Origin of the sequence: Neobacillus solisequens (assembly GCF_051233465.1) — a bacterium.
GTDB lineage: Bacteria > Bacillota > Bacilli > Bacillales > Cytobacillaceae > Neobacillus.
In genome coordinates this window covers 37,255-51,704 of the sequence record NZ_JBKFGJ010000028.1, presented here as the reverse complement: position 1 = coordinate 51,704, position 14,450 = coordinate 37,255, and the positions used below count along the sequence as shown (strand labels likewise).

Genomic DNA, 14,450 nt, shown 5'->3' with positions numbered 1-14,450 from the left:
TTTTCAATCACGATTAAGACTTTCCGGGGCTTTATCGTGGGATTAAAAACACACACATATAATATAATAAATACTCCTGCCATAATTGTCAAGAAAAATGTTACACCAGGTTAGGTTGTTTTAATAATAAACTTTCCAAAGGTACAATCCATGGGCTGGGGCAGTCTTGCCTGCGTAACCTCGATCCTTTTTTTCTAAGATTTCCAGGATTTCCTCCGGCCTACGATCGCCAGCGCCTACTTCTAATAATGTTCCCACTAGAATTCGAACCATATTGTACAAAAAGCCATTTCCGACAAATCGGAGCGTCAAAAGTTTCTTATCCTGTATAAACTCAATGGACTCAATAGTACGGATTTTATCTTCAACCTCTGATTTTGCGGAACAAAAGCTAGTAAAATCATGGGTACCCAGAAAATACCGGCTTGCTTTTTCCATATCTTCGACTTTCAGACGATAAGGATATTGATAGGCCCAATTCCGAAGAAACGGGTCACGCTCTGAAGATAAATTCAGCTGATAGCGATATTCCTTCCCCATTGCTGCAAATCGGGCATGGAAAGAATCCAGAACCCTTTCAACAGAGAGAATAGAGATTTCTTCCGGAAGCAGGGAATTTAAAGCAATCACCCATTTCTCTTCAGGAATTGAAAGTGGGGAATCAAAATGAATGACTTGTCCCTTTGCATGGACTCCTGCATCCGTTCTCCCTGAGGCTGAAACTTTCACTTCAATCCCTTTATGCATTTTTGTTAAAACCGACTCAAGGACCCCCTGGACAGTCCGTCCCTTTGGCTGAACTTGATATCCGTTAAACCCGGTCCCGTCATATGCAATGATTGCCTTGTATCTCTGCATGATTACCCCTCATTAAGTCCGAAATAAAACCAAAAGGATCGTTAAGCCCGCTAATATCACCAATTGGAAGGTATCTGCTGCTTTCCAGCTCAGCTGGCGGTATTTAGTACGTCCCTCACCGCCGCGATACCCCCTTGCTTCCATGGCAATTGCCAGTTCTTCAGCCCGCTTAAACGAGCTGACAAACAGCGGTATCAATAAAGGAATAACAGCTTTAATTCGTTCCTTGACCGGCCCACTGGCAAATTCGACACCTCTGGCGATTTGTGCCTTCATGATCTTATCGGTTTCCTCCATAAGGGTTGGGATGAAACGTAAGGAAATCGACATCATGAGTGCCATTTCATGAACAGGAAACCGCACCTTTTTTAACGGTTGCAATAGAGTTTCCATGCCATCAGTAATCTCAATTGGCGTAGTGGTTAGCGTCAATAAAGAGGTCATTAGAATCAAGAATAAAAACCTTAATGATATTAGAATTCCCATCCTAATACCTTCATCGTAGATATGAATAACTCCCCAATGATAGACTAAATGTCCTTCCTTCGTAAAAAACAACTGCAATACGAAAGTAAAGATCACCAACCATAAGACAGGCTTTAGTCCTCCAAATAAAAAACGGGCAGGAATTTTTGATAAGGCAAGCATTAAAAATGTATAAATTCCAATAAGTGCATAGGTAATAAAATTATTGGCCAAAAAAATAATGCAAACAAATAAAAATATGACTAATAACTTTGAACGGGGGTCCATTTTATGGATCAGTGAATCCGCTGGAACATATCGTCCAAAGATCATTTTTTCCATCATGATCGGACACCTCCGGCTAAAAACTCTGCTACTGCCGTAGATAGTTCATCAATGGATAGATAAATTTTCCCTAGTTGCCTACCGAGCTTTTCTTCAAGCTTCAGCTGAAACCTTACCACTTCAGGAACATCCAGACCCATCTTCACTAATTCTGTAGGATTGGTGAAAATTTCTTCAGGTGTTCCTTTATTGACAACTTTACCTTGCTGCATAATGACTATTTGATCTGCATACCTGGCAGCATCCTCCATACTGTGGGTAACGAGAATCGTCGAAAGCTGTCTTTCCTTATGGAGCGCGTAAAACATATCCATAATTTCTTTTCGGCCTCGTGGATCCAATCCTGCTGTTGGTTCGTCTAACACTATAATATCTGGTTCCATTGCTAAAACGCCTGCGATCGCAACCCGACGCATTTGCCCACCCGATAGATCAAATGGTGATTTTTCTAAGATCTCTTCACCAAGACCCACTTGTTTTAAAGCTACCCGGGCTCTTTGCTTTGCTTGCGCTTCGGAAACCCCGAAATTCATTGGTCCAAAAATAATATCCTTTTCCACTGTCTCCTCAAACAATTGATGTTCGGGAAACTGAAATACAATCCCCACACGTTGACGGATTGGTTTTAGGTTTTTATTTTTTTGACGCGCCTTGATTTCTTGATCACCAATTTTAACTGAGCCAGACGTTGGTACAAGAAGGGCATTTAAGTGCTGCAATACAGTGGACTTTCCAGATCCGGTATGACCGATTAAAGCAAGATATGTTCCAGAGGGTATATCAATCGATACATCTTGAATCGCCAATCTTTCAAATGGAGTATTGGCTTGATAGCGGTATTCTACATGCGAGAGTGAGATGTCCATAGCTCTGTCACCAACTCTTCCTCGGAAAGATAATGCTTTGATACATGTATGCCATGTTGTCTAAATGCTTTGCTCATTTTTACAGAGAACGGTATATCTAACCCTAGTTGAACCAGTTCCTCATCCATCACAAAAATATCTTCCGGAGTACCTTCACGATAGACTTCACCTTGATTCATAACGATAATTCGATCAGCTTTTGCAGCTTCGTCTAAGTCATGTGTAATGGAAATAACAGTTAATAACTTTTCTTCTTTTAAAAGCCTCACTGTTTCCAACACTTCTTCTCTGCCTCGAGGGTCAAGCATTGAGGTTGCCTCATCTAATATAATAATTTCAGGCCTTAAAGCCAGAACACCTGCAATCGCAACTCGTTGCTTTTGACCGCCGGATAGATGATGGGGCTCTTGATATAGAAATTGATCCATTTTAACTCTTTTTAATGAATCCTCAACTCTTTGGACCATTTCTTCTCTTGGAACCCCAAAGTTTTCTAAACCAAAAGCCACATCATCTTGAACGGTCGTCCCAACAAACTGGTTATCAGGGTTTTGAAATACCATACCAATTTTTCTACGAATATCCCAAATCGAGTTCTCATCCAGCTTGATGCCACAAACTGTAATTTCCCCCTCTTTAGGAAACTGTAGGCCATTCAGCAACTTTGCCATTGTTGATTTTCCTGAACCATTATGACCGACTATGGCAAGCCACTCCCCTTCATGTATATCAAAAGATACCTGATGTAGGGCATAGCGTTCTTGTGTATCATATTGAAAAGAAACCCTATCTAGGGAAACAATTGGCTTTTTCATCACAGCGTTACTCCTCTCTCCAAAAGCAGAAGACACCTTGCTGATCTCTTCTCTTCTCATCTCTGCTCTGCAAAAACATTTAGATACAAAAAAAGCCCGCACCCCGTCCCCAGGCAGCACGTAATCACTGCAATATTAGGGATCTCTGTAAAGAAATCGGGAGGGGGTGCATGAGCTAGACGAGACATGAAAAAGAAATATCCTTATAAAGCATTTCTTTCCGGGAAAGCTATAAAAACTCTCCTTAAGCTCTTTGAAAAAGAGTCATGCTCATCATAACGCTCGTTTTTGGCTTGGTTCGTTTTATATGAAAGTAATTGTAAACAGAAAAAGGGCAGAGAACAAGTTTTGTTACTCAAACTGTCCAGTACCCTTGTTGTCTGTTAAAGATATTAAACTAACTCGATGATAACCATTGGTGCACCATCGCCGCGGCGAGGTCCAAGTTTCATAATACGAGTGTATCCACCTTGACGCTCTTGGTAACGAGTAGCGATATCAGTGAAAAGTTTTTGAAGTGCATCTTGGCCATTTTCTGCATTTGCAACTTCATTACGAACATAAGCAGCTGCTTGGCGACGAGCATGAAGGTCACCGCGTTTTCCTAAAGTGATCATTTTTTCAACAGCAACACGAAGTTCTTTCGCGCGAGTTTCTGTTGTTTCAATGCGCTCGTTGATAATTAAATCAGTTGTTAAATCGCGAAGCATAGCTTTACGCTGTGCACTTGTACGTCCTAACTTTCTGTATGCCATGAAGGGTTCCCTCCTTTTTGAAGTCATTAAAAGGATTGTATTAGCTTATTATTAATCGTCTTTACGTAAGCCCAATCCAAGCTCTTCTAGTTTTGCCTTCACTTCTTCAAGTGATTTACGGCCCAAGTTACGTACTTTCATCATATCTTCTTCAGTCTTATTTGCTAATTCCTGAACAGTGTTAATTCCGGCACGTTTTAGACAGTTATAAGAACGAACAGAAAGGTCAAGTTCCTCAATAGTCATCTCAAGGACTTTTTCTTTTTGATCTTCTTCTTTTTCAATCATGATTTCGGCATTTTGAGCTTCATCAGTTAAACCGACAAAGATGTTCAAATGCTCAGTTAAAATTTTAGAACCAAGGGCAATCGCCTCTTTTGGCCCAGTGCTACCATCTGTCCAAACATCGAGTGTCAGCTTATCATAGTTAGTCAACTGACCAACACGAGTGTTTTCTACCTGATAAGATACACGAGAAACCGGCGTATAAATTGAATCAATTGGAATAACACCAATTGGTTGATCTTCACGCTTATTTTGATCAGCAGGTGTATAACCGCGACCACGTCTTGCAGTTAAACGCATACGAAGATGTCCATTTGCCGCCAATGTTGCAATATGAAGATCTGGATTTAAGATCTCGACATCACTATCGTGGGTAATATTACCGGCAGTGATAGGACCTTCACCTTGAACATCAATTTCTAATGTTTTTTCTTCATCAGAATAGATTTTTAGTGCAATCTTTTTGATGTTAAGAATAATGGATGTTACATCCTCTACGACGCCTTCAATTGTTGAGAACTCATGAAGTACCCCATCTACCTGAATCGAAGTAACAGCGGCACCTGGGAGTGAAGATAATAGGATACGACGTAAGGAGTTACCCAAAGTGGTACCATATCCACGCTCAAGCGGCTCTACGACGAACTTACCGTACTTGGCATCATCGTTAATCTCAACCGTTTCGATTTTTGGTTTTTCTATTTCGATCATCAAATAACCCTCCTTCAAAACGTCGAAACCTCGATTAGTTTACTAATCGAAATTCCCCCATGTATACTTTCCCGTTTTGTGCACAACAACTGGAATGATCTTTCTGTTATGGTCAAAAATTTATATCATATCCCATTATAGACAAATGATACAAATTCTATACAGAAAAATTATACGCGACGACGTTTTGGCGGACGGCATCCGTTATGAGGAACAGGTGTTACATCTTTAATAGCAGTTACTTCTAAACCAGCGGCTTGAAGAGCACGGATGGCAGCCTCACGTCCGGCACCAGGTCCTTTAACTGTTACTTCTAAAGTTTTCATACCATGTTCCATAGATGTTTTAGCAGCTGTTTCAGCAGCCATTTGTGCGGCGAATGGAGTAGATTTACGAGAACCTTTAAATCCAAGCGCACCTGCACTAGACCAAGAAATTGCATTACCATGAACATCAGTGATAGTTACAATCGTATTGTTAAAAGTTGAACGGATATGAGCAATACCAGCTTCAATATTCTTTTTAACACGACGTTTACGTGTATTCGTTTTACGTGCCATTTAAATTAACCTCCTTTGCCGATTACTTCTTCTTGTTCGCTACAGTCTTACGAGGACCTTTGCGAGTACGAGCGTTGTTTTTCGTATTTTGTCCACGAACAGGTAAACCACGACGGTGGCGTAATCCGCGGTAGCAGCCGATTTCCATTAAACGTTTGATGTTTAAAGAAACTTCACGGCGAAGGTCACCTTCAACTTTTAACTTGTCGATGATGTCACGGATTTTATTTAATTCTTCTTCTGTTAAATCACGCACACGAGTATCTTCAGAAACACCGGCTTCTGCTAAGATCTTTTGTGCTGTTTTTTTGCCAATACCAAAAATGTAAGTTAAAGAGATTACTACACGCTTTTCGCGTGGAACATCTACACCAGCAATACGTGCCATTTAAAATGCACACCTCCCTCGAGTTTATCCTTGTTTTTGTTTATGCTTAGGGTTTTCACAGATAACCATGACTTTTCCGCGTCTACGGATAACTTTGCACTTTTCGCAGATCGGTTTAACAGATGGTCTTACTTTCATTATCCTAACCTCCTTAATAGTACGGAGTGCAAGCAATTATTTAAAACGGTAAGTGATTCTTCCGCGTGTTAAGTCATATGGAGAAAGCTCAACAGTCACTTTATCTCCTGGAAGAATTCGAATGAAGTGCATACGAATCTTACCAGATACATGAGCCAGCACAGTATGACCATTTTCTAATTCTACCTTAAACATTGCATTTGGCAAAGTTTCAATTACTTTACCTTCAATTTCAATTACATCATCTTTGGCCATTGGTCTCGTCTCCCTTCTCCGAAATTGATTTATTAGCGTTTATGGAAAACTGTCATGCAAAGCGGGTCTTTCAATGTACGTCTTTATGCAACCTTATAATTTTAACATACTTATTAAGGTTTTGTCCTTAAAAATTTGTAAAAATTATAGATTAGAAATAGTTAGTACAATTATTCTCACACTGTAAGTCTTGCCCAACACTACGTCCTACATACTTGCATACAATAGAAAAGCCATTTGCTTCCACATGCTTTTAGATCATAATTGAGATGTTCGAGAGCCGCTCGCCAGGTTTCCCCTGGGGGTGATGCCATTTGTCATTAATGAAGGCCCCCAAGTAATTCTTCAATATCAGCTAATACCTTTTTAATATCCTGCTGACCATCGATATTACGTAAATATCCTTTTGTCTCGTAGAAAGTTAATAATGGCTCTTGTTGTTTGATATTTACATCAAGTCTATTTTGAACTGTTTCTGCATTATCATCTGCACGTTGATAAAGCTCACCGCCACAACGATCGCATACGCCTTCTTTTGCAGGAGGGTTAAATACAAGATGATAAGTAGATCCACAATTCTTGCAGATTCGACGACCGGTCAAACGCTCCATTAAAATACTTTTATCCACATTAATATTAATGACATAATCAATCTTTTTGTTTAAATCAACCAGTAGATTTTCCAATGCTTCTGCTTGAGGTACTGTTCTAGGGAATCCATCTAAAAGGAAGCCCTTTTGACAGTCATCTTTGCTTAACCGTTCACGAACAATGCCAATTGTTACTTCATCAGGAACAAGTTCACCTTTATCCATGAATGATTTAGCTTTTAACCCTAATTCCGTTCCCTCTTTCATAGCTGCACGGAACATATCACCTGTTGAAATATGAGGGATGCCGTATTTATCGACGATTTTTTCAGCCTGGGTACCTTTTCCAGCACCGGGTAGCCCCATTAATACTAAATTCACACGTGTTCCCCCTCGTGCCTTAAATAAGGTTTTAGGGATCTAGTCCCCAAAACCAATTATTTAATAAATCCTTTATAATGACGTTTAACCAATTGTGCTTCAAGCTGCTTGTAAGTTTCCAGTGCAACACCGACAACAATTAGCAAGCTAGTTCCACCAATCTGCGCACTTTGTGGTAAGTTTGCAATTTTAATAAAAATTACTGGCAATACCGCGATAATTGATAAGAAAATGGCACCAACAAAGGTTAAACGGTATAATACGCGCGTTAAATATTCTTGTGTGCTTTTACCAGGACGAATTCCAGGAATATAACCGCTTTGCTTCTGTAGGTTTTCAGCTGCTTGTTCAGGATTAACTTGAATAAACGCATAAAAATAGGTAAAAGCAATAATTAATGCTGCATACAACGTCATCCCAATTGGATGAGAGTAATCAAATACTTTCGTAATCCAAATCGTTACATCATTTGTTGGAAAAAATGATGCAATGGTCCTCGGTGTTACAATAAATGAAACAGCGAAGATAACAGGAATAACACCAGCTGCATTAACCTTTAACGGCATATGAGTGGATTGACCACCAACCGGGTTGCGTCCGGCAACCATACGTTTAGCATATTGAATAGGAATTTTACGAGTAGCCTGTTGGATGAAAATTACGCCAACGACAATAGCGATGACAGCAAGCGCAATTAATACAACAGTTACAATACGTAAGAATAATTGCTCACCAGCATTTTCGAACTGTTGGACATAGATCTGATTTATAGTAGTAGGAATTCCCGCAGCAATACCCGCAAAAATGATAATGGAAATACCATTTCCAACGCCTTTTGAAGTAATCTGCTCACCTAGCCACATTAAAAAAGATGTACCAGCAGTTAATACGACAGCAATTAAAAGATACGTAGTAATTCCAGGGTTTTCAATTAATTGTCCTTGGGCAAGGTTATTAAAACCATAGGACATACCTAACGCCTGAATAAAGCCAAGTACTACAGTGAAATATCGAGTGAATTGGGCAAGTTTACGTCGTCCAGCCTCTCCTTGCTTAGACCATTCCGTAAACTTTGGAACAACATCCATTTGCAGAAGTTGGATAATAATCGATGCCGTGATATAAGGCATGATTCCCATAGCAAATATGGAGAATTTCTTCAATGCTCCACCGCCAAATGTATTCAAAACACCGAAAACACTTAGTTTATCTTGTGCTGCAAGAACATCTGCATTTATATTTGGAACTGGAATAAACGTTCCAATACGAAATACAACTAACATTAAAAGGGTGAATATAATCTTGCGTCTTATATCACCCACGCGCATAAAATTGGAGATAGTTTGGAACATTAGATCACCTCAGTAGTTCCGCCGGCAGCTTCGATTGCTTCCTTAGCAGCAGAGGAGAATTTATGAGCTTTAACAGTAAGTTTTTTCTCAACGTTCCCTTTTGCAAGAATCTTAATCCCTGCTCTTTCGTTACTTACAACACCTGTTTCGATAAGAAGTTCTGGAGTAACTTCAGTACCGTCTTCAAAGCGGTTTAACGTATCAAGGTTCACAACAGCGTATTCTTTACGGTTAACGTTTGTAAATCCGCGTTTAGGTAAACGACGGAATAAAGGTGTTTGACCACCCTCGAAACCGATACGAACACCGCCGCCGGAACGGGCATTTTGTCCTTTATGACCTTTACCCGCAGTTTTCCCTTGACCGGATCCGATACCACGGCCTAAACGTTTACGCTCTTTACGAGAACCCTCGGCAGGTTTTAACTCATGAAGTTTCATATTGGCACCTCCTTATAAAAGAAAACAATTAATTATTGTTCTTTAACTGATACAAGGTGAGCAACTTTATTAATCATACCGCGAATAGCAGCGTTATCCTGATGCTCAACTGTTTGATTCATTTTACGTAAACCTAGCGCTTTAACTGTTTCGCGTTGGTCCTCAGGGCGACCAATTACGCTGCGAGTGAGGGTAATTAAAAGTGTGTTCGCCATTTGATTTCCCTCCTTATCCTAACAGTTCTTCTACTGATTTACCACGTAATTTTGCTACGTCCTCAGCACGTTTTAATTGTTTTAAACCTTCCATTGTTGCGCGAACCATGTTAATTGGAGTATTAGTTCCAAGTGATTTTGAAAGAATATCACCAACTCCAGCTAATTCAAGAACCGCACGAACCGGACCACCAGCGATAACTCCAGTACCTTCAGAAGCAGGCTTTAGAAGAATTTCGCCAGCGCCAAAACGTCCAATTACTTGGTGAGGAACAGTTGTTCCAACCATTGGCACTTCGATTAAGTTTTTCTTTGCATCTTCGATTGCTTTACGAATAGCATCTGGTACCTCTTGAGCTTTACCAGTACCGAATCCGACATGACCGTTTTTATCTCCAACTACTACAAGAGCGGAGAAACGGAAACGACGTCCACCTTTAACAACCTTTGCAACACGGTTAACCGTAACTACGCGTTCTTCTAGTTCAAGCTTGTTTGGATCAATACGACGCATCTTTTTGTGTCCCTCCTTTGTCTATTAAAATTGTAAGCCGTTTTCGCGAGCAGCATCAGCTAGTGCTTGAATACGTCCATGGTATAAGTATCCTCCACGGTCAAAAACAACTGCAGAGATACCTTTTTCTACCGCACGTTTAGCAACTAATTCTCCGACCTTTTGTGCTGCTTCAACGTTGCTTGAAGACTCAAGGTTAAATTCTTTATCAAGTGTAGAAGCACTTGCTAAAGTAACACCTGCTATGTCATCGATTAACTGTGCATAAATATGCTTATTTGAACGAAACACGTTAAGACGTGGACGAGCAGAAGTACCGCTAAGTTTCGCACGAACACGAGCATGTCTTTTACGGCGAGTAGCGTTTTTATCTTGCTTCGTAATCATTTACGTCACTCCTTTCGTTTACCTATGCGGCATTACTTACCTGTTTTACCTTCTTTACGACGTACAAATTCACCTTCGTAGCGAATCCCTTTGCCTTTGTAAGGCTCTGGAGGACGAACTTGGCGAATATTAGCCGCTAATGCACCTACACGTTCTTTATCTGTACCTTTAATAGTGATTTTTGTATTTGCAGGTACTTCGATTTCAAGACCAGCTTCAGGTGTAATTTCTACTGGATGAGAATATCCAACGTTTAATACAAGTTTGCTACCTTGCTTTTGAGCACGGTATCCAACCCCGATTAACTCTAATCTCTTCTCAAAACCTTTGGAAACACCTTCAACCATATTGGAAAGGATCGCACGAGTTGTTCCGTGCAATGCGCGGTGTTCCTTCGCATCAGATGGACGAGTAATTGTTACAACATTCTCTTCAATAGCGATATTGATGTCAGGATTAAAAGAACGAGTTAACTCGCCTTTTGGTCCTTTAACAGTAACTGTGTTGTTATTTAAAGTAATTGTAACCCCTGTTGGGATTTCAATAGGTTTTTTACCTACGCGAGACATTTAGTGCACCTCCATTCATTCGAAAACTCGATTACCAAACGTATGCTAGTACTTCTCCACCAATTTGTTTTGAACGAGCTTCTTTGTCCGTTACAACACCTTGTGAAGTTGATACTAGTGCTACACCAAGACCATTAAGTACCTTAGGTACCTCATTAGATTTAGCGTAAACTCGAAGTCCAGGCTTGCTTATGCGCTTTAATCCAGTTATAACACGTTCGTTATTTGTACCGTACTTCAAGAAGATACGGATAATACCTTGTTTGTTGTCATCGATATATTCAACGTCACGTACGAAACCTTCGCGCTTTAAAATTTCAGCAATTTCTTTTTTGATATTAGAAGCAGGCACTTCTAATTTCTCGTGACGTACCATGTTCGCATTACGAATGCGAGTAAGCATATCAGCAATTGGATCTGTCATGACCATTATTTTTACCTCCTTCCCAGACTTGGGTTTTACCAGCTAGCTTTTTTAACACCAGGAATTTGTCCTTTGTATGCTAATTCACGGAAACAAATACGGCATAACTTAAATTTACGGTATACAGAGTGTGGACGACCACAACGTTCGCAGCGTGTGTACTCTTGCACTTTGAATTTAGGTGTGCGTTTTTGTTTCACAATCATTGACTTTTTAGCCACGTTTTCGCCTCCCTTATTTAGCGATTACTTTTGGAATGGCATTCCAAGTTGAGTTAAAAGTTCACGAGACTCTTCATCAGTATTTGCAGTTGTTACGATAACGATATCCATACCACGAACTTTGCTTACTTTATCGTAATCAATTTCAGGGAAGATTAACTGTTCTTTAATACCTAATGTATAGTTACCGCGACCATCGAAGGCTTTTTTAGATACTCCACGGAAGTCACGTACACGAGGAAGAGAAACTGAAACCAGTTTATCTAGGAATTGGTACATGCGTTCACCACGAAGAGTAACTTTTGCACCAATCGGCATACCTTCACGCAGACGGAAACCAGCGATGGATTTTTTAGCACGAGTAACGACTGGCTTTTGACCAGTGATGATCGTTAATTCTTCAACTGCGTTATCAAGTGCTTTCGCGTTTTGAACAGCGTCACCAACACCCATGTTGATAACGATTTTTTCAACTTTTGGTACTTGCATAACTGATTTATAGTTAAACTTGCTCATAAGAGCAGGAGAAATTTCCTTTGAATACTTTTCTTTTAGGCGGTTCATTTAGTGTACCTCCCTTCTTTTATAAACTATTTATCTAAAACTTCACCGGATTTTGCTACGCGTACTTTTTTGCCATCAACCACTGTATGACCTACACGTGTTGGGTTTCCAGTTTTAGGGTCGATAGGCATAACATTTGATACATGAATTGGAGCCTCAAAGTTGATAATGCCGCCTTGTGGGTTAACCTGAGAAGGTTTAGAGTGTTTTTTAACAATGTTAACACCCTCAACAAGTACACGGCTTTCTTTAGGATAAGCAGCTAGGATCACACCTGTTTTGCCTTTATCCTTACCAGAGATCACTCTGACCTTATCACCTTTTTTAACATGCATCCGTAAGCACCTCCTTAAAGGCAATTAAATTTCATTATAGTACTTCTGGAGCTAGAGAAACGATTTTCATAAAGTTGTTATCGCGAAGTTCGCGAGCAACTGGTCCAAAGATACGAGTTCCACGAGGACTCTTATCTTCTTTAATAATGACACATGCATTCTCATCGAAACGAATATATGAACCGTCTTGACGACGAACACCACTCTTAGTACGAACAACAACTGCTTTTACTACGTCACCTTTTTTAACAACGCCACCTGGTGTTGCTTGTTTCACCGTACAAACAATAATATCGCCGATATTTGCAGTCTTGCGGCCAGAACCACCAAGAACTTTAATTGTTAGTACTTCACGCGCACCAGAGTTGTCAGCAACTTTTAAACGTGATTCTTGTTGAATCATGTGTTTAACCTCCCTTCGGAAATGTTGCGGTATCCGAACAATTAAATAATAACAGCTTTTTCTACTACTTCAACTAAACGGAAGCGCTTTGTAGCTGAAAGCGGACGAGTTTCCATAATACGTACGATATCGCCAGCTTTTGCTGTATTTTGCTCATCATGAGCTTTAAACTTTTTAGAGTACTTAACGCGTTTACCATAAAGCGGGTGCTTTTTGTATGTTTCTACAAGAACGGTGATTGTTTTATCCATTTTGTCAGAAACAACGCGACCAGTGTAAACTTTGCGTTGGTTACGTTCACTCATTTACGTGAACCTCCTCTCATTGATCACTTGTTAACGCTGATTTCTCTTTCACGAACAACAGTTTTCATGCGAGCAATCGCTTTACGTACTTCACGAATACGAGCTGTGTTTTCAAGTTGTCCTGTCGCCAATTGAAAGCGAAGGTTGAAAAGCTCTTCTTTAAGAGATTTTACTTTTTGTTCAATTTCTGCAGTGGTAAGGTCACGAATATCATTAGCTTTCATTTGATTCACCACCAATTTCTTCACGTTTTACAAACTTACATTTAACTGGAAGTTTGTGTGATGCAAGACGAAGAGCTTCACGAGCGATTTCCTCAGAAACGCCAGCAATTTCAAACATAATTTTCCCAGGTTTCACAACTGCTACCCATCCTTCAGGAGCACCTTTACCGGAACCCATCCGAACTTCTAGAGGCTTTGCAGTATATGGCTTATGAGGGAAAATTTTGATCCAAACTTTACCGCCACGTTTCATATAACGAGTCATAGCAATACGGGCTGCTTCAATTTGACGGTTTGTGATCCAAGAAGCTTCTAATGCTTGAAGACCGAATTCACCGAAAGTTACTTCAGTACCGCCTTTTGCATTACCACGCATTTTACCACGATGTTGACGACGGAATTTTACGCGTTTAGGCAATAACATATTATTTGCCTCCTTCCTCAGTTTTCTTCTTAGTAGGAAGGACCTCTCCACGATAGATCCATACTTTTACACCAAGCTTACCATAAGTAGTGTCAGCTTCAGCTGTAGCATAGTCGATGTCAGCGCGAAGTGTATGAAGTGGAACTGTTCCTTCGCTGTAGTGCTCAGAACGAGCGATATCAGCACCGCCAAGACGACCGGATACCATTGTCTTGATTCCTTTAGCACCAGCACGCATAGCACGTTGGATAGCTTGCTTTTGTGCACGACGGAATGAAACGCGGTTTTCTAATTGACGAGCAATATTTTCTGCAACAAGTTTTGCATCAACATCAGCTTTTTTGATTTCAAGGATATTGATATGAACTCGTTTGCCAGTTAATTGGTTTAATGCTTTACGAAGTGCTTCAACTTCAGTACCGCCTTTACCGATAACCATACCAGGCTTAGCTGTATGGATCGTTACGTTCACACGGTTTGCAGCACGTTCGATTTCTACTTTAGAAACAGAAGCATCTTTTAAACGCTTCGTGATATATTCACGAACTTTAATATCTTCGTGTAAAAGATCAGCAAAGTCTTTGCCTGCGTACCATTTAGATTCCCAATCGCGGATGATTCCAATACGCAAACCGACCGGATTAACTTTTTGACCCACAGA

The 14,450-nt window shown here is 40.2% G+C and carries 26 protein-coding genes; all 26 read right to left on the bottom strand.

All coding sequences use genetic code 11. From position 1 onward, the window contains the following. Positions 1-120 precede the first annotated feature (120 nt). The 26 genes from truA to rpsC all read right to left on the bottom strand — a co-directional run bounded on the left by truA (position 121) and on the right by rpsC (position 14,447). Positions 121-858: a tRNA pseudouridine(38-40) synthase TruA gene (truA, locus tag ACI3K6_RS22130; RefSeq protein ID WP_435556522.1), complete on the bottom strand. Its 738-nt coding sequence runs from the start codon at positions 856-858 to the stop codon at positions 121-123. 12 nt (positions 859-870) lie between these two features. Then, positions 871-1,668: an energy-coupling factor transporter transmembrane component T family protein gene (locus ACI3K6_RS22125; protein WP_435556521.1), complete on the bottom strand. Its 798-nt coding sequence runs from the start codon at positions 1,666-1,668 to the stop codon at positions 871-873. Further along, a complete protein-coding gene (locus ACI3K6_RS22120; RefSeq protein WP_435556520.1) occupies positions 1,665-2,534 on the bottom strand; it encodes an energy-coupling factor ABC transporter ATP-binding protein in 870 nt (289 codons plus the stop codon). Before ACI3K6_RS22120 ends, ACI3K6_RS22125 begins: the two co-directional genes overlap by 4 nt. Then, entirely contained in the window at positions 2,510-3,349 is an 840-nt protein-coding gene (locus ACI3K6_RS22115) for an energy-coupling factor ABC transporter ATP-binding protein (RefSeq protein ID WP_435556519.1), read from the bottom strand. Before ACI3K6_RS22115 ends, ACI3K6_RS22120 begins: the two co-directional genes overlap by 25 nt. A 392-nt stretch (positions 3,350-3,741) precedes the next feature. Continuing rightward, positions 3,742-4,104 carry a 50S ribosomal protein L17 gene (gene rplQ / locus ACI3K6_RS22110; RefSeq protein WP_335478796.1) on the bottom strand — a complete coding sequence of 121 codons (363 nt, stop codon included), beginning with the start codon at positions 4,102-4,104 and terminating at the stop codon, positions 3,742-3,744. A 51-nt stretch (positions 4,105-4,155) separates the two neighbouring features. Next, complete coding sequence (locus ACI3K6_RS22105) at positions 4,156-5,100, bottom strand: DNA-directed RNA polymerase subunit alpha (RefSeq protein ID WP_335478910.1); 945 nt, start codon at positions 5,098-5,100, stop codon at positions 4,156-4,158. 170 nt (positions 5,101-5,270) lie between these two features. After that, on the bottom strand, positions 5,271-5,660 hold the full coding sequence (gene rpsK, locus ACI3K6_RS22100; protein WP_191275926.1) for a 30S ribosomal protein S11: 390 nt from the start codon (positions 5,658-5,660) through the stop codon (positions 5,271-5,273). Between the two features lie 22 nt (positions 5,661-5,682). Next, complete coding sequence (gene rpsM, locus ACI3K6_RS22095; protein WP_335478799.1) at positions 5,683-6,048, bottom strand: 30S ribosomal protein S13; 366 nt, start codon at positions 6,046-6,048, stop codon at positions 5,683-5,685. A 24-nt stretch (positions 6,049-6,072) separates the two neighbouring features. Continuing rightward, positions 6,073-6,186, bottom strand: a complete 114-nt coding sequence (gene rpmJ / locus ACI3K6_RS22090; RefSeq protein WP_000868344.1) for a 50S ribosomal protein L36 — start codon at positions 6,184-6,186, stop codon at positions 6,073-6,075. 36 nt (positions 6,187-6,222) lie between these two features. Continuing rightward, positions 6,223-6,441 carry a translation initiation factor IF-1 gene (gene infA, locus ACI3K6_RS22085; protein ID WP_007085268.1) on the bottom strand — a complete coding sequence of 73 codons (219 nt, stop codon included), beginning with the start codon at positions 6,439-6,441 and terminating at the stop codon, positions 6,223-6,225. A gap of 320 nt (positions 6,442-6,761) precedes the next feature. Beyond that, entirely contained in the window at positions 6,762-7,412 is a 651-nt protein-coding gene (locus ACI3K6_RS22080; RefSeq protein ID WP_335478801.1) for an adenylate kinase, read from the bottom strand. 56 nt (positions 7,413-7,468) lie between these two features. Further along, positions 7,469-8,764: a preprotein translocase subunit SecY gene (gene secY, locus ACI3K6_RS22075; RefSeq protein WP_335478803.1), complete on the bottom strand. Its 1,296-nt coding sequence runs from the start codon at positions 8,762-8,764 to the stop codon at positions 7,469-7,471. Then, positions 8,764-9,204, bottom strand: a complete 441-nt coding sequence (gene rplO / locus ACI3K6_RS22070) for a 50S ribosomal protein L15 (RefSeq protein ID WP_335478805.1) — start codon at positions 9,202-9,204, stop codon at positions 8,764-8,766. The genes secY and rplO overlap by 1 nt, the downstream gene beginning before the upstream one ends. Before the next feature lie 32 nt (positions 9,205-9,236). After that, complete coding sequence (gene rpmD / locus ACI3K6_RS22065) at positions 9,237-9,419, bottom strand: 50S ribosomal protein L30 (RefSeq protein ID WP_335478807.1); 183 nt, start codon at positions 9,417-9,419, stop codon at positions 9,237-9,239. A 13-nt stretch (positions 9,420-9,432) separates the two neighbouring features. Continuing rightward, complete coding sequence (gene rpsE / locus ACI3K6_RS22060; RefSeq protein ID WP_335478809.1) at positions 9,433-9,933, bottom strand: 30S ribosomal protein S5; 501 nt, start codon at positions 9,931-9,933, stop codon at positions 9,433-9,435. Positions 9,934-9,957: 24 nt separating this feature from the next. Beyond that, complete coding sequence (gene rplR, locus ACI3K6_RS22055; RefSeq protein WP_335478811.1) at positions 9,958-10,320, bottom strand: 50S ribosomal protein L18; 363 nt, start codon at positions 10,318-10,320, stop codon at positions 9,958-9,960. A gap of 32 nt (positions 10,321-10,352) precedes the next feature. Then, complete coding sequence (gene rplF, locus ACI3K6_RS22050; RefSeq protein WP_335478813.1) at positions 10,353-10,889, bottom strand: 50S ribosomal protein L6; 537 nt, start codon at positions 10,887-10,889, stop codon at positions 10,353-10,355. A 31-nt stretch (positions 10,890-10,920) separates the two neighbouring features. After that, on the bottom strand, positions 10,921-11,319 hold the full coding sequence (gene rpsH / locus ACI3K6_RS22045) for a 30S ribosomal protein S8 (protein ID WP_335478815.1): 399 nt from the start codon (positions 11,317-11,319) through the stop codon (positions 10,921-10,923). Between the two features lie 29 nt (positions 11,320-11,348). Then, positions 11,349-11,534, bottom strand: a complete 186-nt coding sequence (rpsN, locus tag ACI3K6_RS22040) for a 30S ribosomal protein S14 (protein ID WP_066366377.1) — start codon at positions 11,532-11,534, stop codon at positions 11,349-11,351. Positions 11,535-11,558: 24 nt separating this feature from the next. Next, positions 11,559-12,098, bottom strand: coding sequence for a 50S ribosomal protein L5 (gene rplE, locus ACI3K6_RS22035; protein ID WP_335478822.1), 540 nt, complete (start codon positions 12,096-12,098; stop codon positions 11,559-11,561). A 26-nt stretch (positions 12,099-12,124) separates the two neighbouring features. Next, a complete protein-coding gene (gene rplX, locus ACI3K6_RS22030; RefSeq protein ID WP_435556517.1) occupies positions 12,125-12,433 on the bottom strand; it encodes a 50S ribosomal protein L24 in 309 nt (102 codons plus the stop codon). Positions 12,434-12,467: 34 nt separating this feature from the next. Then, positions 12,468-12,836 carry a 50S ribosomal protein L14 gene (gene rplN / locus ACI3K6_RS22025; RefSeq protein ID WP_335478827.1) on the bottom strand — a complete coding sequence of 123 codons (369 nt, stop codon included), beginning with the start codon at positions 12,834-12,836 and terminating at the stop codon, positions 12,468-12,470. 41 nt (positions 12,837-12,877) lie between these two features. After that, entirely contained in the window at positions 12,878-13,141 is a 264-nt protein-coding gene (gene rpsQ / locus ACI3K6_RS22020; RefSeq protein ID WP_335478829.1) for a 30S ribosomal protein S17, read from the bottom strand. A 23-nt stretch (positions 13,142-13,164) separates the two neighbouring features. Continuing rightward, complete coding sequence (gene rpmC / locus ACI3K6_RS22015) at positions 13,165-13,365, bottom strand: 50S ribosomal protein L29 (RefSeq protein WP_335478831.1); 201 nt, start codon at positions 13,363-13,365, stop codon at positions 13,165-13,167. After that, entirely contained in the window at positions 13,355-13,789 is a 435-nt protein-coding gene (rplP, locus tag ACI3K6_RS22010; protein ID WP_335478833.1) for a 50S ribosomal protein L16, read from the bottom strand. The genes rpmC and rplP overlap by 11 nt, the downstream gene beginning before the upstream one ends. A gap of 1 nt (position 13,790) precedes the next feature. Further along, positions 13,791-14,447 carry a 30S ribosomal protein S3 gene (rpsC, locus tag ACI3K6_RS22005; RefSeq protein WP_335478835.1) on the bottom strand — a complete coding sequence of 219 codons (657 nt, stop codon included), beginning with the start codon at positions 14,445-14,447 and terminating at the stop codon, positions 13,791-13,793. Positions 14,448-14,450 lie beyond the last annotated feature (3 nt).

What these genes read in the sequence shown, in the direction of transcription:
- truA (WP_435556522.1), bottom strand. Translation starts at nt 858, where the DNA reads ATGCAGAGATACAAGGCAATCATTGCATATGACGGGACCGGGTTTAAC.
- ACI3K6_RS22125 (WP_435556521.1), bottom strand. Translation starts at nt 1,668, where the DNA reads ATGATGGAAAAAATGATCTTTGGACGATATGTTCCAGCGGATTCACTG.
- ACI3K6_RS22120 (WP_435556520.1), bottom strand. Translation starts at nt 2,534, where the DNA reads ATGGACATCTCACTCTCGCATGTAGAATACCGCTATCAAGCCAATACT.
- ACI3K6_RS22115 (WP_435556519.1), bottom strand. Translation starts at nt 3,349, where the DNA reads ATGAAAAAGCCAATTGTTTCCCTAGATAGGGTTTCTTTTCAATATGAT.
- rplQ (WP_335478796.1), bottom strand. Translation starts at nt 4,104, where the DNA reads ATGGCATACAGAAAGTTAGGACGTACAAGTGCACAGCGTAAAGCTATG.
- ACI3K6_RS22105 (WP_335478910.1), bottom strand. Translation starts at nt 5,100, where the DNA reads ATGATCGAAATAGAAAAACCAAAAATCGAAACGGTTGAGATTAACGAT.
- rpsK (WP_191275926.1), bottom strand. Translation starts at nt 5,660, where the DNA reads ATGGCACGTAAAACGAATACACGTAAACGTCGTGTTAAAAAGAATATT.
- rpsM (WP_335478799.1), bottom strand. Translation starts at nt 6,048, where the DNA reads ATGGCACGTATTGCTGGTGTAGATGTTCCACGCGAAAAGCGTGTAGTA.
- rpmJ (WP_000868344.1), bottom strand. Translation starts at nt 6,186, where the DNA reads ATGAAAGTAAGACCATCTGTTAAACCGATCTGCGAAAAGTGCAAAGTT.
- infA (WP_007085268.1), bottom strand. Translation starts at nt 6,441, where the DNA reads ATGGCCAAAGATGATGTAATTGAAATTGAAGGTAAAGTAATTGAAACT.
- secY (WP_335478803.1), bottom strand. Translation starts at nt 8,764, where the DNA reads ATGTTCCAAACTATCTCCAATTTTATGCGCGTGGGTGATATAAGACGC.
- rplO (WP_335478805.1), bottom strand. Translation starts at nt 9,204, where the DNA reads ATGAAACTTCATGAGTTAAAACCTGCCGAGGGTTCTCGTAAAGAGCGT.
- rpmD (WP_335478807.1), bottom strand. Translation starts at nt 9,419, where the DNA reads ATGGCGAACACACTTTTAATTACCCTCACTCGCAGCGTAATTGGTCGC.
- rpsE (WP_335478809.1), bottom strand. Translation starts at nt 9,933, where the DNA reads ATGCGTCGTATTGATCCAAACAAGCTTGAACTAGAAGAACGCGTAGTT.
- rplR (WP_335478811.1), bottom strand. Translation starts at nt 10,320, where the DNA reads ATGATTACGAAGCAAGATAAAAACGCTACTCGCCGTAAAAGACATGCT.
- rplF (WP_335478813.1), bottom strand. Translation starts at nt 10,889, where the DNA reads ATGTCTCGCGTAGGTAAAAAACCTATTGAAATCCCAACAGGGGTTACA.
- rpsH (WP_335478815.1), bottom strand. Translation starts at nt 11,319, where the DNA reads ATGGTCATGACAGATCCAATTGCTGATATGCTTACTCGCATTCGTAAT.
- rplE (WP_335478822.1), bottom strand. Translation starts at nt 12,098, where the DNA reads ATGAACCGCCTAAAAGAAAAGTATTCAAAGGAAATTTCTCCTGCTCTT.
- rplX (WP_435556517.1), bottom strand. Translation starts at nt 12,433, where the DNA reads ATGCATGTTAAAAAAGGTGATAAGGTCAGAGTGATCTCTGGTAAGGAT.
- rplN (WP_335478827.1), bottom strand. Translation starts at nt 12,836, where the DNA reads ATGATTCAACAAGAATCACGTTTAAAAGTTGCTGACAACTCTGGTGCG.
- rpsQ (WP_335478829.1), bottom strand. Translation starts at nt 13,141, where the DNA reads ATGAGTGAACGTAACCAACGCAAAGTTTACACTGGTCGCGTTGTTTCT.
- rpmC (WP_335478831.1), bottom strand. Translation starts at nt 13,365, where the DNA reads ATGAAAGCTAATGATATTCGTGACCTTACCACTGCAGAAATTGAACAA.
- rplP (WP_335478833.1), bottom strand. Translation starts at nt 13,789, where the DNA reads ATGTTATTGCCTAAACGCGTAAAATTCCGTCGTCAACATCGTGGTAAA.